21 protein-coding genes and 1 tRNA gene are annotated in these 24529 nt (G+C 65.3%); 9 read left to right on the forward strand and 13 right to left on the reverse strand.

Features of this window, described 5'->3' with window-relative positions; translation table 11 throughout:
• Nucleotides 1-21: 21 nt before the first annotated feature.
• The 3 genes from IG169_RS15990 to IG169_RS16000 all read right to left on the reverse strand — a co-directional run bounded on the left by IG169_RS15990 (nucleotide 22) and on the right by IG169_RS16000 (nucleotide 1712).
• Nucleotides 22-933, reverse strand: a complete 912-nt coding sequence (locus tag IG169_RS15990; protein ID WP_193177239.1) for a LysR family transcriptional regulator — start codon at nucleotides 931-933, stop codon at nucleotides 22-24.
• 146 nt (nucleotides 934-1079) lie between these two features.
• Nucleotides 1080-1154, reverse strand: a tRNA-Phe gene (locus IG169_RS15995).
• Nucleotides 1155-1286: 132 nt separating this feature from the next.
• Nucleotides 1287-1712, reverse strand: coding sequence for a hypothetical protein (locus tag IG169_RS16000; protein ID WP_193177240.1), 426 nt, complete (start codon nucleotides 1710-1712; stop codon nucleotides 1287-1289).
• Between the two features lie 143 nt (nucleotides 1713-1855).
• Here IG169_RS16000 and IG169_RS16005 point away from each other — a divergent pair, with 143 nt between their 5' ends.
• Entirely contained in the window at nucleotides 1856-2203 is a 348-nt protein-coding gene (locus IG169_RS16005) for a DUF952 domain-containing protein (RefSeq protein WP_193177241.1), read from the forward strand.
• A complete protein-coding gene (locus IG169_RS16010) occupies nucleotides 2200-3294 on the forward strand; it encodes a quinone-dependent dihydroorotate dehydrogenase (RefSeq protein ID WP_193177242.1) in 1095 nt (364 codons plus the stop codon). The genes IG169_RS16005 and IG169_RS16010 overlap by 4 nt, the downstream gene beginning before the upstream one ends.
• A gap of 108 nt (nucleotides 3295-3402) precedes the next feature.
• Here IG169_RS16010 and IG169_RS16015 read toward each other — a convergent pair whose 3' ends face one another.
• Together IG169_RS16015 and IG169_RS16020 are read right to left on the reverse strand one after the other, a co-directional pair.
• Nucleotides 3403-4110: an AbiV family abortive infection protein gene (locus IG169_RS16015; protein ID WP_193177243.1), complete on the reverse strand. Its 708-nt coding sequence runs from the start codon at nucleotides 4108-4110 to the stop codon at nucleotides 3403-3405.
• A 110-nt stretch (nucleotides 4111-4220) separates the two neighbouring features.
• Nucleotides 4221-5558, reverse strand: a complete 1338-nt coding sequence (locus IG169_RS16020; protein ID WP_193177244.1) for an MATE family efflux transporter — start codon at nucleotides 5556-5558, stop codon at nucleotides 4221-4223.
• Between the two features lie 84 nt (nucleotides 5559-5642).
• Between IG169_RS16020 and IG169_RS16025 the strand changes: the two genes are divergently transcribed.
• Complete coding sequence (locus IG169_RS16025; RefSeq protein WP_193177245.1) at nucleotides 5643-6548, forward strand: histone deacetylase family protein; 906 nt, start codon at nucleotides 5643-5645, stop codon at nucleotides 6546-6548.
• 55 nt (nucleotides 6549-6603) lie between these two features.
• On the opposite strand, the gene IG169_RS16030 is transcribed toward IG169_RS16025, so the two are convergent.
• From IG169_RS16030 to IG169_RS16040, 3 genes are all read right to left on the reverse strand, one after another.
• Nucleotides 6604-7050 carry a CAP domain-containing protein gene (locus IG169_RS16030; RefSeq protein WP_193177246.1) on the reverse strand — a complete coding sequence of 149 codons (447 nt, stop codon included), beginning with the start codon at nucleotides 7048-7050 and terminating at the stop codon, nucleotides 6604-6606.
• The gene (locus tag IG169_RS16035) at nucleotides 7050-7313 is read right to left on the reverse strand and encodes a DUF6460 domain-containing protein (protein WP_193177247.1); all 264 of its coding nucleotides are present in this window, start codon (nucleotides 7311-7313) and stop codon (nucleotides 7050-7052) included. Before IG169_RS16035 ends, IG169_RS16030 begins: the two co-directional genes overlap by 1 nt.
• Before the next feature lie 67 nt (nucleotides 7314-7380).
• The gene (locus IG169_RS16040) at nucleotides 7381-8988 is read right to left on the reverse strand and encodes a cisplatin damage response ATP-dependent DNA ligase (RefSeq protein WP_193177248.1); all 1608 of its coding nucleotides are present in this window, start codon (nucleotides 8986-8988) and stop codon (nucleotides 7381-7383) included.
• A 68-nt stretch (nucleotides 8989-9056) separates the two neighbouring features.
• Here IG169_RS16040 and IG169_RS16045 point away from each other — a divergent pair, with 68 nt between their 5' ends.
• On the forward strand, nucleotides 9057-9455 hold the full coding sequence (locus IG169_RS16045; RefSeq protein ID WP_193177249.1) for a phospholipid-binding protein: 399 nt from the start codon (nucleotides 9057-9059) through the stop codon (nucleotides 9453-9455).
• A gap of 10 nt (nucleotides 9456-9465) precedes the next feature.
• On the opposite strand, the gene IG169_RS16050 is transcribed toward IG169_RS16045, so the two are convergent.
• Both IG169_RS16050 and IG169_RS16055 read right to left on the reverse strand, forming a co-directional pair.
• Nucleotides 9466-10341 carry a hypothetical protein gene (locus IG169_RS16050; RefSeq protein WP_193177250.1) on the reverse strand — a complete coding sequence of 292 codons (876 nt, stop codon included), beginning with the start codon at nucleotides 10339-10341 and terminating at the stop codon, nucleotides 9466-9468.
• A complete protein-coding gene (locus IG169_RS16055; RefSeq protein WP_193177322.1) occupies nucleotides 10338-11348 on the reverse strand; it encodes a ligase-associated DNA damage response exonuclease in 1011 nt (336 codons plus the stop codon). The genes IG169_RS16050 and IG169_RS16055 overlap by 4 nt, the downstream gene beginning before the upstream one ends.
• Nucleotides 11349-11460: 112 nt before the next feature.
• Here IG169_RS16055 and IG169_RS16060 point away from each other — a divergent pair, with 112 nt between their 5' ends.
• From IG169_RS16060 to pdeM, 3 genes are read left to right on the forward strand one after another with little or no spacing between them, the layout of a single operon-like run.
• Nucleotides 11461-12468 carry a class I SAM-dependent DNA methyltransferase gene (locus IG169_RS16060; RefSeq protein ID WP_193177251.1) on the forward strand — a complete coding sequence of 336 codons (1008 nt, stop codon included), beginning with the start codon at nucleotides 11461-11463 and terminating at the stop codon, nucleotides 12466-12468.
• Between the two features lie 15 nt (nucleotides 12469-12483).
• Entirely contained in the window at nucleotides 12484-15012 is a 2529-nt protein-coding gene (locus IG169_RS16065; protein ID WP_193177323.1) for a ligase-associated DNA damage response DEXH box helicase, read from the forward strand.
• Between the two features lie 4 nt (nucleotides 15013-15016).
• Nucleotides 15017-15739, forward strand: a complete 723-nt coding sequence (pdeM, locus tag IG169_RS16070; RefSeq protein ID WP_193177252.1) for a ligase-associated DNA damage response endonuclease PdeM — start codon at nucleotides 15017-15019, stop codon at nucleotides 15737-15739.
• Nucleotides 15740-15749: 10 nt separating this feature from the next.
• Here pdeM and IG169_RS16075 read toward each other — a convergent pair whose 3' ends face one another.
• From IG169_RS16075 to IG169_RS16085, 3 genes are all read right to left on the reverse strand, one after another.
• Nucleotides 15750-16613 (reverse strand): TIGR02186 family protein, encoded by an 864-nt coding sequence (locus IG169_RS16075; protein WP_193177253.1) that lies wholly within the window; start codon nucleotides 16611-16613, stop codon nucleotides 15750-15752.
• On the reverse strand, nucleotides 16610-17533 hold the full coding sequence (locus IG169_RS16080; protein ID WP_193177254.1) for a TSUP family transporter: 924 nt from the start codon (nucleotides 17531-17533) through the stop codon (nucleotides 16610-16612). The genes IG169_RS16075 and IG169_RS16080 overlap by 4 nt, the downstream gene beginning before the upstream one ends.
• A gap of 159 nt (nucleotides 17534-17692) precedes the next feature.
• On the reverse strand, nucleotides 17693-21472 hold the full coding sequence (locus IG169_RS16085; protein ID WP_193177255.1) for a peptidoglycan-binding protein: 3780 nt from the start codon (nucleotides 21470-21472) through the stop codon (nucleotides 17693-17695).
• 459 nt (nucleotides 21473-21931) lie between these two features.
• Between IG169_RS16085 and IG169_RS16090 the strand changes: the two genes are divergently transcribed.
• Both IG169_RS16090 and IG169_RS16095 read left to right on the forward strand, forming a co-directional pair.
• The gene (locus IG169_RS16090) at nucleotides 21932-22348 is read left to right on the forward strand and encodes a MerR family transcriptional regulator (protein WP_246717420.1); all 417 of its coding nucleotides are present in this window, start codon (nucleotides 21932-21934) and stop codon (nucleotides 22346-22348) included.
• Nucleotides 22349-22659: 311 nt separating this feature from the next.
• Entirely contained in the window at nucleotides 22660-24456 is a 1797-nt protein-coding gene (locus tag IG169_RS16095; protein ID WP_193177257.1) for an acyl-CoA dehydrogenase C-terminal domain-containing protein, read from the forward strand.
• The last annotated feature ends 73 nt before the right edge of the window (nucleotides 24457-24529 follow it).

Genomic DNA, 24529 nt, shown 5'->3' on the forward strand with positions numbered 1-24529 from the left:
TCTATCTGTCCCTGAAAAGCTCTAGGCCGTTTCCCCGGCCTCTTCCTGCAGCTGTTTCGCCACGCCGGCCGCGCATTTCAGCAGCGCGTCGATCATCGGCGTGCGCGGCTCGCGTTCGGCGGCGATCGCGCCGATCATCTGGCTGGCGACGGGCTCGATCAGCGGGATGGCGCGGATGGCGCCGGCCGCCTCGAAAATCCTGACGAGCTTTTCCGGCAGGATGCCGGCCATGTTTCCGGCGAGCACATGCGAGACGATCGCGATCATGGAATCGGATTCCAGCACCGGCCTGGCCTCGGCGCCCGCCTGGGCGAGATAGCCGTTGACGATGCGCCGGTTCTGCATGTCGGGGGTGAGCAGGCAGAGCGGCGTGCGGCTGACCTCGGCCCAGGTGACCGCCTTGCGGCCGGGAAACAGCGCCTCGTCGGCGGTCACGAAAACATAGCGCTCCGCATAAAGCGGCACCGCCGAGACACGGCCGAGCGGTTCGTTCGCCATGTAGGATATGCCGATATCGATCTCGAGATTGTCGATCAGTTCAAGGATCTCGATCGAGGTCCGCGACAGGACGACGAAGGTCACGTTCGGGTGGCGGGCCTGAAAGGCGGCGGTCAGTTCGCGCACCATCGGCAGCGCGGTGGGGATCGCGGCGATGCGCACCCGGCCGCTCAGCCCCTGTTTCGCGGTCTGGATTTCCATGCGCATGGAGCGCGCGTCGCCGACAATGCGGCGCGCCCATTCGAGCACGCGCTCGCCCTCCGCCGTCAGGCCCTGGTAGCGCGAACCGCGCTGCACGAGCATGACGCCGAGCTGGTCCTCGAGGTGCTTTATGGAGGCCGACAACGTCGGCTGGGAAATGTTGCAGGCCTCGGCCGCCTTGCCGAAATGCTTCTCGCGCACGAGCACCAGGAAATGTTCGAGCTTGTCGATCATGGCCCTCGCCGCCTGCCCCGCGCCTGTCTTTCAGAATTCATTGCGGCCCAATCCGGATTGGTCCCGTTCGGGGCCTTTTAGCGCAAAGCGACAGGCGGCGCACCTTCGAACCGGCGACTTCGTTCATCGGAGGGAAAACGGGCAGATGGTGCCCGGGGGCGGATTTGAACCACCGACACGCGGATTTTCAATCCGCTGCTCTACCCCTGAGCTACCCGGGCATACGCTTCACAACATCTCGCGAAGGCGCCTTCCGGGGCGGCGCCGCCGGAAAGTGCGCGGTTTATAGCATGTGATTTGCGCCTGTCCAGCGGCAAATTCCCGATTCCGACGCAACGCAATCGCCGCCGGGATCAGGTCCGGTCGGGCGGCGTTTCCGGCGCGGGCGGCGCCTTCTTTTCCTTGTCGTATTCCTCGACGATGCCAAGGAAGCGGCGGAAGAATTTCTCCATGTTGTCGAGGCCGCGGTCGAACTCCTCCTCGCTGGGGACGGCAAGCGTGCGGTCGACGCGCTCTTCCAGCGCCGTCACGCGCTCCTCCAGCCGGTCGAGCGCATCCTGGAAGGCGGCGCGCTCGTCGGCGGCGAGCTTGCAGACGATCTGGCCGCTCTTTTCGGTGCAGATCGACATTTCGCCGGTGTCGGTATCCATGCGGATGAATCCGTCTTCGGTCTTCTCCATCACGTAGCGGCCCGTATCGGCGCCGGCGGGAAGGGCCGAAGCCGCCGAGGCGGCGACAGCGATCGCGGCGATCAGGATTTCCCGGCTGATTTTCTTCATGGCGTCTCGATTTCCCTCATATTGCGGTCCGGACGAGAGACTATCGGCAAATTCCGCGAGAATTGCGACAGGGCCGCAACAAAACTGTCCGTATCGCCGGCTTTGGTCTTTCGCGTCCGGCGGGCGCGGACTAAGGAACCCGCATGGACCGGATCATCTACAAGATCGCGCCGCGGGCGCAATGGGCCGACGCCGAGGCGGCGGGCGTGTTCGAGGGCGCGCCGATCGACCTCGCCGACGGTTTCATCCATTTCTCGACAGCGGCACAGGCGAAGGAAACGGCGGCAAAGCATTTCGCCGGCCAGACCGACCTCAAGCTCATCGCCGTCGACACGGCAAAGCTCGGAGCGGCGGTGAAATACGAGGTGTCGCGCGGCGGCGCCCTGTTCCCGCATCTCTACGCGCCGCTGGAGCTGTCGGCGGTCGTCTGGGTGAAGGACCTGCCGCTCGGGCCCGACGGCGCGCATGAATTTCCGGAGATCGGCGGATGACGGCCGGCGGCCTGTGGGAATGCGCCGGGCGCTGGCTGACCTTCAGGTTCGAGCCGGAGACGGCGCATCGCATGGCGATCGCCGGATTGAAGAGCGGCGCCCTGCCCGTCCGCGCGGCAACGCCGGATCCGCGGCTCGCGGTGACGACGGCGGGCCTGACATTTGCGAACCCGCTCGGCATGGCGGCCGGTTTCGACAAGGACGCCGAGGTGCCGGACGAGTTGCTCGGCATCGGCTTCGGTTTCGCCGAAGTGGGCACGACGACGCCGAGGCCGCAGCCCGGCAATCCGCGCCCGCGCATCTTCCGGCTGACGCGCGACCACGCCGTCATCAACCGGCTCGGCTTCAACAATCAGGGCCATGACGCGGCCTTCGGCCGGCTTGCCGCGCGGCGCGGACGCGGCGTCGTCGGCGTCAATATCGGCGCCAACAAGGATGCCGACGACCGCATCGCCGACTATGTGACCGGGCTCAGGCGCTTCTATACGCTCGCCAGCTATTTCACGATCAACATCTCCTCGCCGAACACGCCGGGCCTTCGCGACCTGCAGGGCCGCGCGCAACTGGCGGACCTTCTAAGCCGGATCGGCGAGGCGCGGGCCGCGGAAGAGGAAATCCACAAACGGGTCGTGCCGGTGTTCCTGAAGATCGCGCCCGACATCACCGAGGAAGGGCTCGACGACATCGTCGCCGAGGTCATGGACAAGGGCCTCGACGGCATGATCGTCTCCAACACGACGCTGTCGCGGACGGGGATTTCCGCCGATCCCGGCGAAGCGGGCGGCCTTTCGGGAAAGCCGCTGTTCGAGCGCTCGACCATCGTGCTCGCCAAGACGCGCGAACGGATCGGGCCGCTCAAGACGCTGATCGGCGTCGGCGGCGTCGACTCGGGCGCAACCGCGCTCGCCAAGATCGAGGCCGGGGCGGACTTGGTGCAGCTCTATACCGGGATGATCTATCGCGGTCCGGGCATCGCCAATGCGATCAACCGCGAACTCGCCGCCCTGCTCGACGCGCGCGGCGCGGCCTCGATTTCGGATCTGAAGGGCACGAAAGCGAAAGAATGGGCGGCGAAGTCGATCCCGGCGTGATCGCATGCGTTAGCGCGTAAGTCGATTCGCCGTACGCTCGGACGGCCTGTGTTTGCTTCGATCCCTTAGCTGCCGTTTAGGACGGTCGTCACGAACCACAACACTCGTTTACTCCGCAGTACGGAACGGCTTGCCAGTCTTGATATGATCCCGCTCGTATCCAAGTACCGCTTCCGCGATGTCTTGCTGACCTGCTTCCATGCGCGAGATGTAGTACCACCAGAAGTCTTCCACGTTCAGCATCTCCTGAAATTTGGCGGTCTTCATTGTGAAGAGTCTATTTTGAGCGGCCGTGAACTTGGCAGGTATTTTCTCACTGACGTGTCGATGTGCGTGTGCAAGACAGTTCTCGGCAAGCCTTACACAGTCCCGCGCAGCGGTGGCGCGAACGATCTCACGCGGCGTTTGTACTCGATCCGGGTCGGTGCGTAGATCGCTATACATTGACGGTTCACGGCCCTGTTTAATGTGGAAGATCAGATCCAGCGCCACCTTCAGCGCTTCGTGTTGATCCGGGCTACTCAAGGCCCACATGCTCAACGCGTAGTTGATCTTATGCCCATGGCTTTCCATCAACGTTTTCAGCTTCGTGCAAACTGCCGGATCGGACAGGTTGCGGCCCTGGGCATCGAAAGCGAGCAACGCCTTACCCGCTTCTTCAATAGAAGCGACAGCTAAGAAAAAGGCCCGTGCCATGTGGTCATGGTCACGTAAGAGCGAGGCTTCAACCAGCAGTTCACCCGCGTTGCGGAGCGCAGCTTCGCTGTACGAATGCAGAAGTGTAGTTGTCAGCTTGGGCAGGTGCGGTGAACCCATAGAGACTCCTGACCGTGATAGAGACGGGTGTCATATTTTATGCACCTATGGCTGGTTTGTCCCGCAGAGCTGCCATTTGTCGGCGTCCTAGAGAAGGCCCGCCCACCCGATCAGGCGAACACCGTCCGCGCCCGCCTCGGCAAATTCGCCAGCAGCGTCAGGCCGCGCGCGCCGAGGAAGGCGTTGAGCGCGAACCACAGGCCGTGATTGCCGTAGACCGGAACCAGCACGTAGACCAGCGCGAAGAGCAGCGCGAGCGAGGCGAGCATCATGTTGCGCATGTCGCGCGACCAGGTCGCGCCGATATAGACGCCGTCCATCTGGAAGGCGAGCACGCCCATCACCGCCGTCACCGCGGCCCATGGCAGATAGGTTTTGGCGATCTCGCGCACGCCCTCGGCCGTCGTCATGAAGTCGATCACCGGCCCGCCCGCGAAAAACACGATCACCGTCGTGAAGCCGGCGAGGGCGAAGCCCCACAGGCAGGTCAGTTTCACCGCGCGCCAGAAAGCGGGTTTGTGGTTGGCGCCGATGGCGCGGCCGACGATCTGTTCGGCGGCGGTCGCGAAACCGTCGAGATAATAGCCGGCGATCATGAAGAAGTTCATCAGGATGGCGTTGGCGGCCAGCGTCACCGCGCCGAACTGCGCGCCGGTGCGCGTGAACAGCGAAAAGCCCGCCAGCAGCGCGAAGGAGCGGATCATGATGTCGCGGTTGACGGAGATCAGGCGGAGGAACTCGACGCGTTCGAAAATATGATCCCATGTCGGCGCATGCGCATGGTCGAAGCCGCGCCGGATCCACCAGAAACCGGCGATCGCCGCCGTCGCCTCGCCGAGCACCGTGCCGAGCGCGACACCCTCGATCGCCCAGCCGAGCACGAGGCCGAACCAGATCGAGCCGGCGATGTTGATGCCGTTCAGCAGCGTCTGCAGGGCAAGGCTCGTCATCGCCCTGCCCTGTCCGAGCAGGAGGCCGAGCAGCGCGTAGTTGATCAGCGAAAACGGCGCGGCGAGCATGCGGATCGTGACATAGGTGCGCGTCGCGTCGGCCACGCCCTCGCCCGGGGCCATCAGCCAGACGCCGATCTCGCGGATCGGCCAGGCCAGGACGAGAAGCGCCAGCCCGAGGCCGGAGGCGAGGATGATCGCGCGCCAGAACACCGCCTGCTGCTCGGCGCCGTCGTCGCGGCCGAAGGCCTGGGCGACGAAACCGGTCGTGCCGGAACGCAGGAAATTCAGCGTCGTGAAGACGATGTCGAAGATGATCGCGCCGACGGCGAGGCCGCCGATCAACCTGGCGTCGCCGAACTGGCCGATCACCGTGGTGTCGACAATGCCGAGGATCGGCGTCGTCAGGAAGGCCAAAGTCATCGGCGCCGCGATGGAAAAAACCATGCGGTTGGTCACCTCGAAGGGGCGCGATGCGGGCTTGACGGCGGCTGTCATGATCTCTTCGGCGGGCGATTCCGGCAGGGCGAACCAGAGAGGCTTGATTGCTTTTTGGCGCGAAGGCAATAGGTCAATACCGCCATGCGCCTGCCGATCGTCCACAATCCCGCCTATGACGCGAAGTTCTCGCCGGATCACCGCTTTCCGATGTCGAAGTACCGGCTGCTGGCCGACGCGATCATGGCCGAGGGACTGGCGGGACCCGGCGATTTCCACATTCCGGCACCCGCCCCCGCCGCCTGGGTGAAGCTCGCGCACGATCCGGCCTATGTCGACCAGGTCTACGGCTTCGCTGTTCCGGAGCGGATCGAGAAGGAAATCGGTTTTCCGGTCACCGAGCGCACGGCGTTGCGCGCGCGATGCGCGGTCGCCGGCACGGTGATGGCGGCGCGGCTGGCGCTGGAGCACGGCGTCGCCTGCAACACGGCGGGCGGCAGCCATCATGCCGGACGGGCGCAGGGCGCGGGGTTCTGCACCTTCAACGACGCCGCCGTCGCCGCGCATGTGCTGCTTGCCGACGGCGAGATTTCGAACGCGCTCGTGCTCGATCTCGACGTGCACCAGGGCGACGGCACGGCGGAGATCTTTTCAGGCGACGGCCGCGTCTTCACGGCGTCCGTGCATGCGGAGAAAAACTATCCGCACGTCAAGCAGACCTCCGACTACGACCTCGCCCTGCCCGACGGCATCGAGGATCTTGCCTATCTGAAAACGCTGGCGCTGGTGCTGGAGGAGTTGCGCGACCGCGTCGCGCCCGACATCGTCTTCTACAATGCCGGCGTCGACGTCCACGCCGAGGACCGGCTCGGCCGCCTGGCGCTGACCGACCGGGGCATAGAACAGCGCGAACGCATGGTGTTTTCGCATTTCCGGCAGCGCGGCATCCCGGTCTGCGGCGTGATCGGCGGCGGCTATTCGAAGGACGTCGAAGCCCTGGCGCTGCGCCACGTCATCCTGCACCGGGTGGCGAGCGAGTTCGTGTTCTGACCTGTGGTCGCAAGTCCGGACGGAAAACCGGTGTCCAGCTTTCCCGGACCTGCTTCTAGGCGGATAAAACCATCGCCCAGTAGGGCCGGTTGCCGGATTTGGGGTCGCGGGCGACCGCGACGCCGAGGCGGTTGTATTTGCCCAGCATGTTGCGCCGGTGGCCGCGCGAGCCGATCCAGGCCTGGACGACCGACGCAACGGTCGGCTGGCCGGAGGCGATGTTCTCGGCGGCCGGAAAAGGCACGCCGTTTGCGACCATGCGCTGGCGGAAACTGGCGTGGCTGAGCCTGCCGCTGGCGGCAAGGCGCCTGGCCTGATCGAGCGCGGCGCGCGACAGGGCACTATCGGCGACCAGCGGGCTCCTGCCCTTCGACTTGCGATAGGCGTTGACCAGCGAAAGCGCCTCGCCCGTGACGACGGAGCCGGAAGCGGCCTGTGCCGGCAGCGCCGGCAGAAGCATGAAAGCGGCGCCGCCCGCGATGAATTGGCGCCGTGCGATCATCAGCCGCGCCTGTAGTTGAGCAACCGCAGGATGATGAAGACAGGCACGACGACCATGCCGCCGAGGATCAGCCAGTCGCCGAAACGGCCGAGCGCGGCCCAGCCCTTTTCCCACAGGTTCACGATGAAATCGCGAAACGCGTAGAAGATGTCCAGCGGATAGAGACCGAAGACATTCATCACCATCCCGACGAGGATCGAGACGACGACGAGCTTGACGATGGTTCGGCCGACTGAGTCGCCAAGAAGCCGGTTGACCTGCATGTTTCGCGCTCCCGCATGGGTTTCGGCTGTCAGCTAGGTGGAAATTGGGGCGGGTGCAAGGGCGGCGTCAATCCAGCATCGCCTCCAGCGTCTCCAGCCGGTCGGCTTCGTGCGGCGGCTTGTCCCATCTGAGCCGGGCGATGCGCGGGAAGCGCATGGCGACGCCGGACTTGTGGCGGGTCGAGCGGTTGAGGCCCTCGAATGCCACTTCCAGCACCAGCCCGTGGTCCGGCTCGGCGCGCACGGAACGCACCGGCCCGAAACGCTCGACGGTGTTGTCGCGGACGAACTTGTCGATCAGCTTCAGTTCCTCGTCGGTGAAGCCGAAATAGGCCTTGCCGACGGGCACCAGGACGGAATCGTCGGCGGGGCCGGTCCAGACGCCGAAGGTATAGTCGGAATAGAAGCTCGAGCGCTTGCCGTGGCCGCGCTGGGCATACATCAGCACCGCGTCGACCAGATAGGGATCGCGCTTCCACTTGAACCAGGGGCCTTTCGGGCGGCCGGGGACGTAGATCGAGTCGCGGCGCTTCAGCATCACCCCCTCGATCACCGGATCGGGCGGGTTGTTGCGCTTTTCGGCAACATCCTCCCAGGTGTCGAAGGGGACCAGCGGCGAAAGATCGAAGCGGTCGCCGGGAAGGCTTTCGACAAAGCGTTCCAGCCGCTCGCGCCGGGCCTCGAACACGAGCGAACGCAAATCGTCCGGTCCCGCCTGCAGGAGATCGTAGGCGCGCAGGATGACCGGGTATTTCGCCTGCAGCTTCGCCGGCACGGTCTTGCGGTTGAGCCGCTGCTGCAGGTCGGAAAAGGTGCCGGTGACGATCGCGTCGCCCTCTCCGTGTCCGACGAGAAGTTCGCCGTCGAGCGCGCCCGCGAAGTCCATCGCGGCAAGCAGATCGGGAAAGGCGGCGGAGATGTCGTCGCCGGTGCGCGAATAGATCCGGCGCTGATCCTTTTCCGCCGTGACCTGGACGCGGATGCCGTCCCATTTCCACTCGGCGAGATAGTCGGCGGGATCGTGGCGGGCGAGGTCTTCGGCGTCGGTCGGCGTCGCCAGCATGACCGGCCGGAACGGCGCGGCGGCGAGATTTTCCGGCTTTTCCGCCTTGCCGTCGAGCCATTGAAACAGCGGCAGGTAGGGCGGGGTCAGGCCGTGCCAGAGTTCCTCGATCTCGGTGACGTCCTTGCCGCCATAATCGGAGAGCGCCTGTTTCATCAGCCGCGAGGAGACGCCGATGCGCATGCCGCCGGTGATCAGTTTCAGCAGCGCGTAGCGGCCGGAGGGATCGAGCGCGTCGAGCCAGTTTTCGACCAGCTTCGGCCCGTCGGAGCGCGACGCCTGCTGCAGCGCCTCGACGATGGCCGAGAGGCGCGGATCCACGTTCCCGCTCTCCTCGACCGGCCCCGGCCAGATCAGCGAGACGGTCTCGGCGAGATCGCCGACGAAATCGTAGGAATAGCCGAACAGGATCTCGTCGACGCGCTCGGCGACGAGGGCGCGGATCATCGCCGGCTTGACCGACATGATGTCGAGATCGCGGGTGATGGCGGCGATGGCGTAGCCGCGGTCCGGGTCGGGCGTCTCGGCGACATAGTCGGCCAGGAGCTTGAGTTTCGCATTGCGCGACGGCGTCAGCACCAGGCGGTCGAGAAGTTCGGCGAAGGCTTTCATTTTAACTGGACACGGCTTGCCGCCGCTGCTCTCCATGGCAGGACAATTTGCACCGGAGGACATACTGCATGCGCCAATTCCTGATTTCCGTCACGGCGATTTTCACCATTCTGCTTGCCACGCCGAGTTATGCCGCCGATTTCGGCTTCAGCTTCGACTGGGGCAACATCAAGACATGTACCAGCGGACATCCGGGCAGGGCCCCCAATCCGATATTCAAACTGAAGAACGTCCCGCAGGGGACCGCCGCGATCCGGTTCCACATGAAGGACATCAACGTTCCGACCTACCACCACGGCGGCGGCAAGGCGAAATATAGCGGCGCCTCCACCATCGCGCCCGGCGCCTTCAAATACAAAAGCCCGTGTCCTCCAGGTGGCCGCCACACCTATGAATGGACGGCAACCGCGCTGGACGGCAAGGGCAAGACACTCGCCGTGGCCACGGCGCGGAAAAAATACCCCTAGGCGAACCGCTTCAAAGCTGCGGCACCAGCTCCGTGATCTCGAAGAAGGTCGGGTCCTTCGGCGACATGCCGCGTTCGTCGATGGAGACCAGGAACAGCCGCTCGCCGCTGCGCAGCACCAGCCCGACCTTGTTGCCGAAATTGCCGTTTTCGCTGTTTTCCGGCTGGTCCGGATCGTAACGCGTCTGGCCGTGGCCCGGCAGGTAGGAGCGTCCCGCGAAGGCGGTCAAACGGTCGACCCACGGCACGGTCTCGGCGTAGAAGCCCTCGCCGGTGTTCTTGGTGATGTAGAGCGCGCCGTTGCCGCCCGCCGACACCACGCAGCGGTGGGCGCCGACCCGGCGCGCGCCCTCATCGAGAAATCCGTACCAGTAGACCGTACACCGGTAGGGGCCGGGCAGGGCCGATGCGATATCGTCGGTCTTCACCCTGCCGTCGAGCATGGCCTTGACGGTCGCGGCCTGGCCGTTCGACGGCAGCCGCTTCGCAGCGATGTCGGCAAGGGTGGCGCGGACCTGATCGCGCAAGGCGGAAAGCTGCGCCTGGTCGTCCGGCGAGAACGGCAGGGCGGGATCGCCGACCAGTTGCAGCGGGCCGCCGATTTCGGCCGTCCCCTTCGACTTGTCGTAGACGCAGACATGGTCCGCGCCGCCGTCACCCGCTTCGGTCAGGACGGCGACGCCATAGCTTTGCGTGCCGAAGGGATCGATGCGGACGGCGCCGACCTTCATCTGCCTCGCCGCGGCGGCGCGGCACGCCGTCTCGACGGTATGGCCAAATTCCTTCCAGGCCTCGCTGGTCGAGCCGACCGCATGCGAGCCGGATATCGCGAACAGGGAGAGGGCCAGGACCGACAGGCCGTGTACGATGCGAGTGCGTGCGATCATTCCGTCTCGTCCTCGTAGCCGACAATATTGAGCGGTTTGGCGCGGATCTGGTTCAGTTCGCACCAGCGCACCAGCGCCTCCTCGCGTCCATGCGTGACCCAGACTTCCTGCGGGCGGAGTTCCAGGATCGTTTCGGTCAGTTCGTCCCAGTCGCAATGATCGGACAGGATCAGCGGCAGTTCGACGCCGCGCTGCTTTGCGCGCTGGCGTACTCGCATCCAGCCGGAGGCGAAACAGGATACCGGATCGGGAAAGCGCCGCGCCCAGCGGTCGACGAAGGCCGCCGGCGGGCCGATGACGATGGCGCCGGCGAACTGGTCCCTCGCCGCGCGATCGATGGTCGCCGGGGCGAGCGGGCCGAGATCGACGCCGCGGGAGATGTAATAGTCGCAGAGTTTTTGCATCGCGCCGTGAATGTAGATGACGCGGTCATAGCCCGCTTCTCGCAACAGCGCTATGACGCGCTGCGCCTTGCCGAGCGCATAGGCGCCGACGAGATGGGCGCTTTGCGGAAACTGCTCGACGCTTTTAAGCAGCCTTGCGATCTCCTCGCGGTCGTCGGGATGGCGAAAGACCGGCAGGCCGAAAGTGGCTTCGGTGATGAAGACATCGCATTCGACCGGCTCGAAAGCAGCGCATGTCGGGTCGCGGCGGCGCTTGTAGTCGCCCGAAGCGACGATGCGGACACCGTCCTTTTCGACCGCGATCTGCGCCGCGCCGAGCACGTGACCGGCGGGATGCCAGCTCACCGTCACCCCGTTCAGCGACATGACTTCGCCATAGGCCGCCGCCTGCGTCTGTCCGGCAAAGCCTTCGCCGTAGCGTATCCCCATGATGTCGAGCGTCTCGCGCGTCGCCATGACATGGGCATGGCCCGGGCGCGCGTGATCGGCATGGCCGTGGGTCACCAACGCGCGCTCCACCGGCCGCACCGGGTCGATGTGGAAATCGCCCGGCGGGCAGTACAGGCCCTTCTCGGTCGGGCGAAGCAGGTCCTCGAAACGCATGGGCGCAAGATAAGCCATTCGATTGCGGCGAAAAGGCCTCAGATTCCGATTGCAATTTCGCGCCATGCGCAACATATGCCGGCATCGACTTCTCGTTGAGCTTTTCACGACAATGACAAATCAGTCTTCGGGCAACCTGACCGCCGACCGGCGCGCCGAATTTGCCCGCCAATATGCGGGAGCCGGCGATCATGCAGCGGCGGCCGACCTGATCGCGCAGGCGCTGGAACTCGCGCCCGACCATCTGCCGTTTCTCAGCCTTCAGGGCGAATGGCTGGAAAAGGCCGGACGCGTGGCCGACGCGGCGGACATCTGGCGCCAGCTCCTGCGGCTGGACGCGCGGGACCGCTTCGGCGCGCAACTGAAGCTCGCCAGTCTCGGCATCACCGATACGCCCGATGCGCCGCCTTCGGCCTATGTCGAAAGCCTGTTCGACGATTTCGCGCCGCGCTTCGAACGGTCGCTGGTCGAACGCCTCGACTATCACGCGCCGAAAAGCCTCGCCGAAGCGATCTTCACCGCGCGCGGCCCGGATGGCGCAACGTTCCGCCATGCTGTCGATCTCGGCTGCGGCACCGGATTGATGGGCGAGCACCTGCGCAAGACGGTCAGTTTCCTCGAAGGCGTCGACCTGTCGGCCGGCATGCTGAAGCGCGCCGGGGCGAAACGCATCTACGACCGGCTGGAAAAGGGCGACATCGCCTCTCCCCTCATCGCGGACCAGGAGCCGGGACGGGCCGACCTCACGGTCGCCGCCGACGTCTACATCTATCTCGGCGACCTGGCGGCGGCCTTCGCGCTGGCCGACCGGCTGCTGGAAGCGGGCGGGATGTTCGCCTTCACGGTCGAGGCACATGAGGGGCCGGAGGATTACGCGCTTCGGCCGTCGCTGCGCTACGCGCATTCGCAGGCCTATCTGCGCCGCGCTCTCGCGGCAGCCGGATTCGGGATCGTGTCGCTGGAGAAATCCTTCCTGCGCAAGGACGGCGCGGCGCGGATCGAGGGCTATATCGTCGTGGCCCGGAAGGCCGGCGGAAAAATCGAGCTTGTAAAGCCGCTTGCCGGCGAAATGGAAGAAAACGAGAACATTGCGCTTGGCGAGGCCCCCTTGCGGCACTAGTCTTGGCGCGTGAGCATCGCGACGCCTCCCCCAAAACCGTCATCGGGCGGTATCGACCTGCCGAAACCCTTTCTCGAATGGTTCGCTTCGAAGGGCTGGCAACCGCGCGCGCACCAGCTCGAATTGCTGGCGAAGGCCGAGGCCGGGCAATCCGCGCTGCTGATCGCGCCGACGGGCGCGGGCAAGACGCTTGCCGGCTTCCTGCCGACGCTTGTCGATCTCGCGCGGCGCGGCAGGCCGAAGCCCGGCACGCGCAAGCCCGGCGTCCACACGCTCTACATCTCGCCGCTCAAGGCGCTGGCGGTCGACATCCACCGCAACCTGTCGACGCCGGTGGAGGAAATGGGGCTGCCGGTGGAGATCGAGACCCGCACCGGCGACACGCCGCAATCGCGCCGCCAACGCCAGAAGCTCAACCCGCCGGACATCCTGCTGACGACGCCGGAACAGCTGGCGCTGCTGCTGTCGCACAAGGATGCGGAACGGTTCTTTGGCGACCTGCGCCATGTCGTGCTCGACGAATTGCATTCGCTGGTGACGTCGAAGCGCGGCCACATGCTGTCGCTCGGGCTGGCGCGGCTGCACCGGCTCTGTCCCGGCCTGAAGGCAATCGGGCTTTCGGCGACGGTGTCGGAGCCGGACCTGCTGCGCCAGTGGCTTGTGCCGCAGCGCGAAAAGACCGCGATGGCCGAAATCATCACCGTCTCCGGCGGCGCCAAGCCCGACATCGCGATCCTGAAATCGAAGGAGCGGGTGCCGTGGAGCGGCCATTCGGCGCGCTACGCCATGCCGGAAGTCTATGAGGCGATCCGGCAGCACAAGACGACGCTGCTGTTCGTCAACACGCGCAGCCAGGCCGAGATGCTGTTCCAGGAATTGTGGCGCATCAACGAGGACAGCCTGCCGATCGCGCTGCATCACGGGTCGCTCGACGTCAGCCAGCGGCGCAGGGTCGAACAGGCGATGCAGGAAAACGCGCTGCGCGCCATCGTCGCCACCTCGACGCTCGATCTCGGCATCGACTGGGGCGATGTCGATCTCGTCGTCCATATCGGCTCGCCGAAGGGCGCCAGCCGGCTGGCGCAGCGCATCGGGCGCGCCAACCACCGCATGGACGAGGCGTCGAAGGCGATCCTCGTTCCGGCGAACCGCTTCGAGGTGATGGAGTGCCAGGCGGCGCTCGACGCCAACTATCTCGGCGCGCAGGACACGCCGCCGCTGGTCGACGGCGCGCTCGACGTGCTGTGCCAGCACATCCTCGGCACCGCCTGCGCGGAGCCGTTTTTCGCCGACGATCTCTATGCCGAGATCACGACGGCGGCGCCCTACGCCAGTCTGCCGCGCGAGACCTTCGACCGCGCGGTGCAGTTCGTCGCCCATGGCGGCTACGCGCTGCAGTCCTACGAACGCTATGCGCGCATCCGGCTGACGAAGGACGGGACATGGCGCGTCTCACATCCTTCCGTGGCGCAGCAATACCGGCTCAATTGCGGCACGATCATCGAGGCGCCGATGCTCAACATCCGCCTCACCCGCCAGCGCAAGGGCGGGCCGCTACGCGGCGGACCGGTACTCGGCAAGATCGAGGAGGGCTTCATCGAGTCGCTGGTGCCGGGCGACACGTTCCTGTTTGCCGGCAAGGTGCTGGCCTTCGAGGGCATCCACGAGAACGACTGCATCGTCTCCAAGGCAAGCGATCTCAACGCCAAGGTTCCGGCCTATGCGGGCGGCAAGTTTCCGACGACGACCTATCTGTCGGAACAGGTGCGCAAGATGCTGTCGAATCCGGCCGAATGGGACCGGCTGCCGCGCCAGGTCTCCGACTGGCTGGCGATCCAGAAGGCGAAGTCCGTCGTGCCCGGCCCGGACCAGTTGCTGGTCGAGACCTTCCCGCGCGGCCCGCGCTTCTACATGGTCGCCTATCCGTTCGAGGGGCGGCTCGCCCACCAGACACTGTGCATGCTTTTGACGCGGCGGCTGGAACGGGCGAAGGCGCGGCCGCTCGGTTTCGTCGCCTCGGACTACGCCGTCGCGATCTGGGGCCTGCGCGACATGGGCCGGATGCTGGCAAAAGGCGAATTGTCGCTTTCCGGCCTGTTCGACGAGGACATGCTCGGCGACGACCTCGAGGCGTGGCTCGACGAATCCTACCTTTTAAAACGCACTTTCCGCGCCTGTGCCACGATCGCCGGGCTGATCGAGAAGCGCCATCCGGGCAAGGAGAAGTCCGGGCGGCAGATGACGGTCTCGGCCGATCTCGTCTATGACGTGCTGCGCAGTCACGAGCCGGACCACATCCTGCTGCAGGCGACGCGCAACGACGCGCGCACCGGCCTGCTCGACGTCGGCCGGCTCGGCGACATGCTCTCGCGTATCGAGGGACGAATCGTGCATAAGGATCTGGAGATGATCTCGCCGCTCGCCGTTCCAGTGATGCTCGAAATCGGCAAGGAAACGGTGCATGGCGGCGATGCGAGCGAGGCGCTGATGGCGGAAGCGGCGGAAGACCTGATCCGCGACGCGCTTGGACAGGATATCGGATAGACCCATGCGCGCGGCGCTGAAAACGGTGGACCAAGTGACGGCAGGCGAGGCACTGGCGGTCGATTTTGCGGGATCGGAGCTGCTGCTCGACCCGGCGGGCGTGGCCTATTTCCCCGCCGAACGGATGCTCGTCGTCTCCGACATGCATCTGGAGAAGGGATCGTCGTTCGCGTGCCGGCGCGTCTATCTGCCGCCCTACGATACGGCGGCGACGCTGGCGCGCCTGTCAGCCATGACCGCGAAATACGATCCGACGACGATCATCAGCCTCGGCGACAGCTTCCATGACGACGAGGCATCCGCCCGGCTGGGCGAGGACGCGATCGCGGCGATCGGCGCCGTCGCGCGAGGGCGCGAGATGATCTGGGTAACGGGCAATCACGATCCGTCGCCGCCCGACGGCGTGCCGGGCCAGTCGGTGGAGATGCTGGCGACGGGACGCATCGTCTTCCGCCACATTCCCGAGCCGGCGGAAACCGGCCACGAGATTTGCGGCCACCTGCATCCCTGCGCGCGGCTGGTGCGGCGCGGCAAGGCGGTGCGGCGGGCCTGTTTCGCCAGCGACGGCGCGCGTCTCGTCATGCCGTCTTTCGGCGTTTTCACCGGCGGTCTGAACGTGCGTGACGAGGCCTATGCGGGATTGTTCGACGCGTCGCGGTTCCGCGCCTACATGCTCGGCCAGAATCGCGTCTATCCGGTCGGCGCCGGCGATCTCCGGTCGGATTGAGCCGGCCCGCTCAATCCTTGCGCATCAGGACACGGGCGAGCCATCCGACGAGAAAAGCAAGCGCGACGGCGGTGAGGCCGTAGAGAAAAGCCTGGTTCTGCGCGAAGCGGTAGAGCTGGTATTCGAGGCCGGCCTTGCGGATATCGAGCGACGCCTGGGTCTGCGCCACGAGTGCGCCTTGGCGGAAAAGATAAGCCCGGGCGATGTGGTGGCCAAGCGGAACGCTTGCCGGAAGGCGCAATCGCGCGCGGAACAGCGACTGCGAGATGAAGCGGACGCCGGAGGGGAACTCCTGATAGAGCTCGGCCTTCTCCCTCAGGCCGCGCAGCGCATCGGCAAATGTCTGCACGTCGGCGGCGCTGTTGCCGCTGGTTTGGTCCGGGCGCAGCCGGATGTCGCCGATGTTCAGCGACAGGCGCGCCAGCGTCTCGGCGTCGGCGATATCCTGGGACGGCCGCGTCGAGGCGATCAGGTAGGATTGCGGGACACCGTCGAACTTCTGCGAATCCACATTCATCCAGATGCCGAAGACGCGCCCCTTGCGCCGCGCCATCATGTCGGCGGTCGGGCCTTCCAGGATGACGAAGACATCGTATCGGCTCTGGCGCTGGACCAGCGGATCGACATTGTCGACCGCACCGAAAATCGTCAGGTCGGCGCCGGAGAAGTCGGCGGTGATGGCGACCGTCTCGGTCGACAGGCCGATCTCGATACGCTCGCCCTGCGTGACCTCCCCCGACGCGGCTGCAGGGCCTTCGGCGGCGGGCACGACCGGCCGGCTTTCCGCCGCGGGCGCGGGCGTCTGGGCGTTTGCCGCGCACGTGGCGGCCAGGATCAGGGCGGCGACGGCGACGGCGACGGCGAACGATCTCACAGGGCACCGCCGAGCGTGATCGTGAAGATGTCGTCCGGGGCGACGAAGAGCGTGTAGGCCAGGCGCAGCGCGACGAGCAGAACGAGAGCGGCAAGCATGGCGCGCAACTGGTCGCCGCGCAGGCGCTGGCCGACGCGCGCGCCATATTGCGCCCCGATGACGCTGCCCACCATCAGCAGAACGGCGAGAACGGCGTCGACCGTGTGGTTGGCCGTCGCATGGACGACGGTCGTATAGGCGCTGACGAAGATGATCTGGAACAGCGACGTGCCGATGACGACATTGGTCGGCACCTTCAGGAGGTAGATCATCGCCGGGACCATGATGAAGCCGCCGCCGACGCCCATGATCGCGGAAAGGCCGCCGATCATCACGCCGAGCGCAAGAACCGGTATGACGCTGACATAAAGCTTGGACGCCTTGAAACGCATCTTGAAGGGCAGCCTGTGCACCCAGTTGTGGGCGCCCGGCCGGCGCATGGAGACGGGCGCGCCCTGGCGCGCGCGGCGCATCGCGTTCAGGCTCTCGACCATCATCAGCCCGCCGACGACGCCGAGGAAGCCGACATAGAGAAGGGAGACTATCAGATCGGCCTGGCCGAGTTGGCGCAGGACCGCGAAGATCCAGACGCCGATCGTCGAGCCGACAAGGCCGCCGACGAGAAGCATCATACCGAGCTTGATGTCGACGGTCCGGCGCTTGAAATGCGAGAACACGCCGGAAACCGAGGCGGCGACAACCTGATTGGCGCCGGTGGCGACCGCGACAGCCGGGGGGATGTTGTAGAAAATAAGAAGCGGCGTGATCAGAAATCCGCCGCCGACGCCGAACATTCCCGACAAAAAGCCGACAGCTGCCCCCATGCCGAGCACAACGAAAATGTTCACTGACATTTCCGCAATCGGCAAATAGAGCGCCACCTGAATCTCCTGTTATTCACAAAACAGCATATATCCGTTTCATGCGCCCGCAAAACCGCAGAGTCAAACCCCGCGAACGGCGAATCGGCAGCGACGAAACGAAGCGGGGCGGCACTTTCGCGCCACCCCGCCATTTTCCCGTCCGCAGAAGCGGCGCGCCTATGATTGCTTGTTGATTTCCAGCAACTTGTCGACCAGCGCGCGGTCGACCTCGCCGGTCGGGAGCAAGCCGTTATCCTTCTGGAACTGCGTGATCGCGCTGCGGGTTTTGGTGCCCATGACACCGTCCGCGTCGCCGGCGTCGTAACCGGCGTTGTTCAGGATCGCCTGGATGTTGCGGATCGCCTTCTTCATGTCGACGTCCGGCTTCGGATTGGACGCGGTCATTTCCTTGCCCGTGTTCCAGGCATCGGGAACGTCCAGCGAGTTCGCGGCGACATCGACCTGATGCGGTTTCCAGAGCTCGACGGCGCCGCGCGCCATCTCGAGCTGGTCGGGACGCATGTATTTGGCCACTTCGTCACGCTTGGCGGCGGCGTCCTTGTCGCCGGCATTGGCGGCGAGCGACAGCCATTTGTAGGCTTCCGCGAGATCCTGCTTCACGCCCTCGCCGCGCGCGGACAGGATGCCGAGATTGACCTGGCTGTCCTTGACGCCGAGTTCGGCTGCCTTGAGGAACCAGTTCGCGGCCGTCTTCATGTCACGCTTGCCGTTCACTTCCGTGGCGTACAGGACGGCCAGATTGTGCATGGCGCTGACATTGCCCTGTTCGGCGGCGAGCTGATACCAGGTCCTTGCGGTGTCGAGATTGCGGTCGACGCCGAAACCCTTCTCGTAAGCATTGCCTATCCGGTACTGCGCGGGAGCGAAGCCCTGTTCGGCCGCCAGTTCGTACCAGTGGGCGGCTGCCTTCATGTCGCTTCCCGGCGTTCCCGGACCCTTGCCCATCAGCCGGTCGCCGATCAGAAACAACGCCTTCGGATCGCCTTGGGCCGCAGCCTCGCGCAATGCCACCGGCCCGATCTGCCCGGGAATGTCGGACATCGAGACCGCCGTGTAGCCGGATGCATCGCCGGCAGCGGTCTGTTCGGTCGTGGCCGGAGCGGCGTCGCCGGCATCCGCGGCCGACGCGGTTTCGGTCGGCGCCATGTCGCCGGCCATGGTGTCGGCGGGCGCTTCGGCGACGGCGGCGGGTTCCGCGGTGACGGGCGCCGGCTGCTCAGGTGCGGGCGCCGGTTCCTCGGCGGCCATTTGCGGGGCGGCCGTCTCCGGCTCCGCGGGCGCTGCGTCGACGACGCGCGGCTCCAAGGAGGGCTGATCGGTGGGCAAGGCTTCCGCGGCTGCCGGCGCGGGTTCTTCGGCGGGTACGGCCTGTTCGACCCGCGATACGCCGCCTGGCGCGTCGCCTCCCGACAGATAGCCGCGCACCAGCGGGAATGCGAGCAGGGCAAGCAGGATCGCGCCGGCGCCCAAAACCAGCGGGCGGCGGTTCGACGACAGGATGCCGCGGCCCTTCGATTTCTGCTTGCCGCCTTCGTGCGCCCCGAGGTCGAGGACGGAGGCCTCGGCGGCCGCGGCACGCGCGGCGCGGCGCGCCGCCGCGATGAAATCGGATTTGCCGGCATCGTCCTCGGCGTCCTGCGTCCCGGCCTCGGCGGCCGGGCCGGCGCGTTCGGCGCGAACGCGTTTCATGATCGCGGCGAGATCAGGACCGCCGGTCCCCGGTTCCAGCGGCTCATCGGCGAGATCCGGATCCTTGCGGGCCGCGTCCGCCTTGCCGAAGACGACCGGCTCGTCTTCATCGAGGGCGATATCGTCGGCGATTTCGTCGGGCGTGCTGCCGCCGCGCGAGATGGCTTTGCGCAGTCCGCCCAGGAGCCCCTTCTGGTTTTTTACGATCGCCGCGCGCTTGCCCGCGTCCTCGACCAGCACGTCGCCGATGCCGGGATCTTCGTCCATCGCGGCGCGTGCGGCGAGGGCCGCCGCTTCGGCCGGAGACATTGCCTGCTGGCCACCACGCGCCTTGTTCCTCGGCGGCTTGCTCCTCGGCGGCTGTTCCTCGAATTCTTCACCGGCGGCAAAATCGATCGACGGCGCGTCCTCGATATGAGTGACCGGTTCGGGTACGGCCGGTTCCTGCGGGTGCGAGAACTGAAACTCGTCTCTTGCGGGCGCATCGTGGACTTCGCCGCCGCGCAGGCTCGATTCCAGTCCCGCGATCCGGTCGGCCACCTTCACCAGCGTGTCGTGGATGGCCTCGAAGGTGCGGGCATTGCGGTCGTCGGAATTGCGGGCGAGGTCCTCGAGACCGCGCAGATCATCGGCCAGTTGCGCGAGCATGCCGCGTTCGGCTTCCGACGCTTCCGGAGAGTAGCGGCCGACGGCTTCCTCGGCGGCTTCGCGGGCAGCGGCGATGATGTCGTCGCGGCCGCCGGCCAGCTGATCGGTGATGGCGAGCAGGCGAGGCGCAAGGTCGGCGAGTGCCGCGTTGTCGGCCGCGGGCAGGGCCCCGGAGAGTTTTTCGCTGAGCGCGGCGATCTGGGCTTCGAGGCTCTCGAGCGCGCGCGAATCCGCCTGCGCGGCAGCGCCTGGCGAGAAGGCGTCGCCCGACGTCAGCATCTGGGCGATTTCCTCGATGCGGCGCTCCATGTGATCGAATGTCGGAACATGCGTCGAATCGCGCTCGTTCTCCTCGATGCGGCGCGCCAGTTCCTCCATGCGGGCATCGAGCGACTGGAACATCCGTTCGCCGGTCTCCTCGGCGGAAAGACGATTGGTATCGAGCCGCTTCGCGATCTCCTCGAAGCGCGCGTTCAGGCTCTCGATCATCTTGTCGGAAGCGGGTTCCGCGCCGCGCGTGTCGCTGTCGATGCGGCGGGCGAGTTCTTCCAGGCGCAGGGCGACGTTTTCGAATGCATCGTTGGCCGCCGGGGCGTTCGACACGGATTCATGCACGGCGCCAAGCCGCTCGGCGATCTCCAGCAAGCGCTGGTCGACATTGCCGGACTGGGCCGCGGTCGCGCTTTCCTCGACCTGGCGTGCCAGCGAAGACAACCGTGCCTCGATGCGCTCGAAGGGGGTCGTGTCGAGTTCGGGCGGCGCGCTCGATACGGATATGGCGACAAGCGCGCGGCTGATCTCGTCGAGCCGCTCCTCGATGGTGACGAGGTGGTCGGGCGACACGGCCGCGTTTTGCGACGCGAGCGTCTCGACCGCCCCGGCCAGAGCGCGCATCTGTTCTTCCATCGCGCCGATCGTCCCGGCATCCGCCAGGCCATGCAGCGCATCGTTGATCTCGTTGATCCGGTTGGCGATCGTCAGCAGATCTTCACGCGAGCCGAGCGTTTGCGGCAGGGCGCCGATCTCGCGCTCGATGACGGTCCAGCGCTCGGCCATGTCGCGCAGCGTGTCCTCGCGCGCCAGCGCGGCGACGTGGCCTTTCAGTTCTTCCACCTCCGCCCGCAAGGATCCCGTCTCGCCGTTCTCGACGCGCGAGGCGACGACGCCCAGTTCGCGCGTCAGGCGATTGAACCCGTCGGCGAGATCGGCCGACGACATGCCGGCCCCCTGCCCCATCAGCGTCTTCAACTCGTCGCGGATGGCGCCGAACTGGCGCGCGATCGTTGACGACATTTCCCGGTTCAGTTCCTCGCGCATCCGGGCGATTTCGGCATGCAGCGAAGGTTGTGCGCCGGTGACGGGAGATGATGGCTGCGGCGCGGCACGAGGAGCCGGCGCGGTCTGGCCGCGGCGGGCAAGCGCTTCCTGGCGCGCGCGAATGGCGGAAATGTCTTCGTCTCGCGACGGGCGCGGCGCGGCAGATCCGATGCCAATTCGCTGCTCCAGCTTGGACAGCGCATCATCGAGCATCTCCAGCGTGGTGTTGGCGGAACGCCGGGATGCGGTATCGTGATCGGACTGCGATGGCTTATTGTGCATAACTCGCCCATTCCTGTCGGCGCCGGCACGGTTACCGGGAGGGCTGACAGCCGTCGCGGCAACAGGCGCTTGACCTGATTGTTTCCTGAGATCCGAGCGCGCACCCTGGACACAACCACGCTGCGACCTTCAATGGTTAACGTTTTTCAAATCCTGGTAAACAAGCGGTTAACCTTTTCCGGATTCCAGGAAATTCTCCGGGCTCCCGAAACACGCCATATTCCTGTGAGATGCCGCCGGACGCGAAATGAACGCCGCAAAGGCAACTTTTTGTAACAGCGGGGTAACGTGAGGAAACCTTAACAATCCCGCACGGTGCAGGTTCAATAGCTTACGTAAGGGATGGGACTCTTGTCTTGGTCGGCCAATGTCAGCATTGGACCGGGGAGAGATGTTTGAATTCCATCTAGGCGCCCAAGAACAATAAGCCCGATAACGGGAACAGGAATGGAAAAGGATATGAACACGGCCACTGACACCGATTCGCTAACCAGCCACGAGATCACCTACCGGATCGGCGAGCTGTCGAGCGAATTCGATGTGACGTTGCGTACCCTTCGCTTCTACGAAGACAAGGGCCTTCTTTCGCCGCGGCGGATCGGTAACACGCGGCTTTATTCGCGTGCCGACCGCGCTCGCCTCAAACTGATCCTGCTTGGCAAACGGGTCGGGCTGTCGCTCCTCGACGTCAAGGAGATCCTGGATCTCTACAACGCCTCGGGAGACAATCTCCGTCAGCTGACCGTCGCCCTGGAAAAGGGCGAAGAGCAGATGCAGATCCTGCAGCAGCAGCGCAAGGACATCGAAGAGGCGATCGGCGAACTGGACCAGACCATTTTGTCGCTTCGCGACCAGATCGCCAAAACGGGCGAATAGGTTACATCGCGTTACATCGCCTTCGCGGCGGCGCGTTTTTCCGCAGTTCTGCCCATCAGGACCGCAATTCCGCTTTCGATACCCCGGCATCCACAGTGGCTGCCGGGGTTTATTTTTGTCCGGCGCGCCAAAAAAACACACGAAAAACGCATTTTTCGGATGTTTTCGGACTCCGCGATGGCGATTCCCCGCGTCATCCGGTGAAATTTCAAAATTTTGACGTTTACGCAAACGTCAAAGTTTGCTAGCGACACTCCAATTGTTCCAGCACGGCATGGCCCGTGCCCCGCAACGCCCTTCCGGAGGATGTCATGCCCGCTTACCGCGCTCCCGTCGAAGACACGCTTTTCGTGCTCAACGACGTCCTCAAATACGAACGCTACAACAACCTGCCCGGCTTCGCCGACGCCTCGCCGGATATCGTCGAGGCGGTTCTGCGCGAAGCAGGCCGGATGGCGGAAGAAGTGTTCTTCCCGCTCAACCAGTCCGGCGACCAGGAAGGCTGCATTCGCAACGAGGACGGATCGGTGACGACGCCGAAAGGCTTCAGGGAAGCCTTCGAGCAGTACAAGGAAGCCGGCTGGATGGGGCTCGCCTTCGATCCGAACTATGGCGGCCAGGGCCTGCCCTACACGCTGCATTCGGCGATCGGCGAATATTTCTCGTCGGCCAACATGGCCTTCGCCATGTATCCGGGCCTGACCCAGGGCGCGATGGCGGCGATCCTCGTTCACGGCGACGACGAGCAGAAGGCGACGTATCTGCCGAAGATGGTCGAGGGCACCTGGACCGGCACCATGAACCTGACCGAACCGCATTGCGGCACCGATCTCGGGCTGCTGCGCACCAAGGCGGTTCCGCAGGGCGACGGCTCCTACAGGATTTCCGGCCAGAAGATCTTCATCTCGGCCGGCGAACACGACATGTCGGAGAACATCATCCATCTGGTGCTCGCCCGTATCGAGGGCGCGCCGGAGGGCACCAAGGGCATCTCGCTGTTCATCGTGCCGAAATTCGTGCTCGATGCGGACGGTTCGCCGGGGACACGCAACGGTGTGGTCTGCGGCTCGATCGAGGAGAAGATGGGCATCCACGCCAACTCGACCTGCGTCATGAACTATGACGACGCGACGGGTTACCTGATCGGCGAAGAGAACAAGGGCCTCAAGGCCATGTTCACGATGATGAACGAGGCACGGCTCGGCGTCGGGTTGCAGGGCCTGTCGATTTCCGAAGTCGCCTACCAGAACGCCGTCGCCTACGCCAAGGACCGTATCCAGGGCCGCGCGCTGACAGGCCCGGCTGCGCCGGACAGGAAGGCCGACCCGATCATCGTCCATCCGGACGTGCGCCGGAACCTGATGACCATCCGCGCGTTCAACGAGGCGGGACGCGCCTTCCTGCTGTGGGCGGCGCTGAAATCCGACGTCGCGCACCGCTCGGAAGACGCGAGCGACCGCGAATTGTCGGAGGAGATGATGGGTCTGCTGACCCCGGTCATCAAGGGCGTCTTGACCGACAAGGGCTTCGAGCACGCGGTGATGGCGCAGCAGGTCTTCGGCGGCCACGGCTATATCGAAGAACACGGGATGAGCCAGTATGTGCGCGATGCCCGCATCGCCATGATTTACGAGGGCGCCAACGGCATCCAGGCGCTCGACCTCGTCGGCCGCAAGCTGCCGATGAATGGCGGCCGCGCGATCCAGGCCTTCTTCAAGGAGGTCGGCGATTTCTGCGAGGACAACCGCGCCGACGAAAACATGAGCTTCTTCACCAAGCACCTGAAGAAGGGCCTGAACGATTTGCAGGCGGCAACGATGTGGTTCGTGCAGAACGCCATGGCCAAGCCCGACAATGCGGGCGCCGGCAGCCACGACTACATGCATCTGTTCGGCCTCGTCACGCTTGGCTACATGTGGGCGCTGCAGGCGAAGACGGCGCAGGAAAAGCTCGCGGACGGCGCCGGCGACCGGGCGCAGTTCCTGGAAGCGAAACTGACGACGGCGCGCTATTTCATGGAGCGCATCATGCCGGAGACCGGCGCGCATCTGGCGCGGATCTCCGCGGGCGCCGATTCGATGATGGCGCTGGCCGAAGAGGCGTTCTGATCAACGGTTCGGCCGGTTCATCCAATCGTGATGCGACCGGCCTGATCCAATCTGCAAGACTGCGGTGTTTAGG

Source organism: Oricola nitratireducens (assembly GCF_014904745.1).
Lineage (GTDB): Bacteria > Pseudomonadota > Alphaproteobacteria > Rhizobiales > Rhizobiaceae > Oricola > Oricola nitratireducens.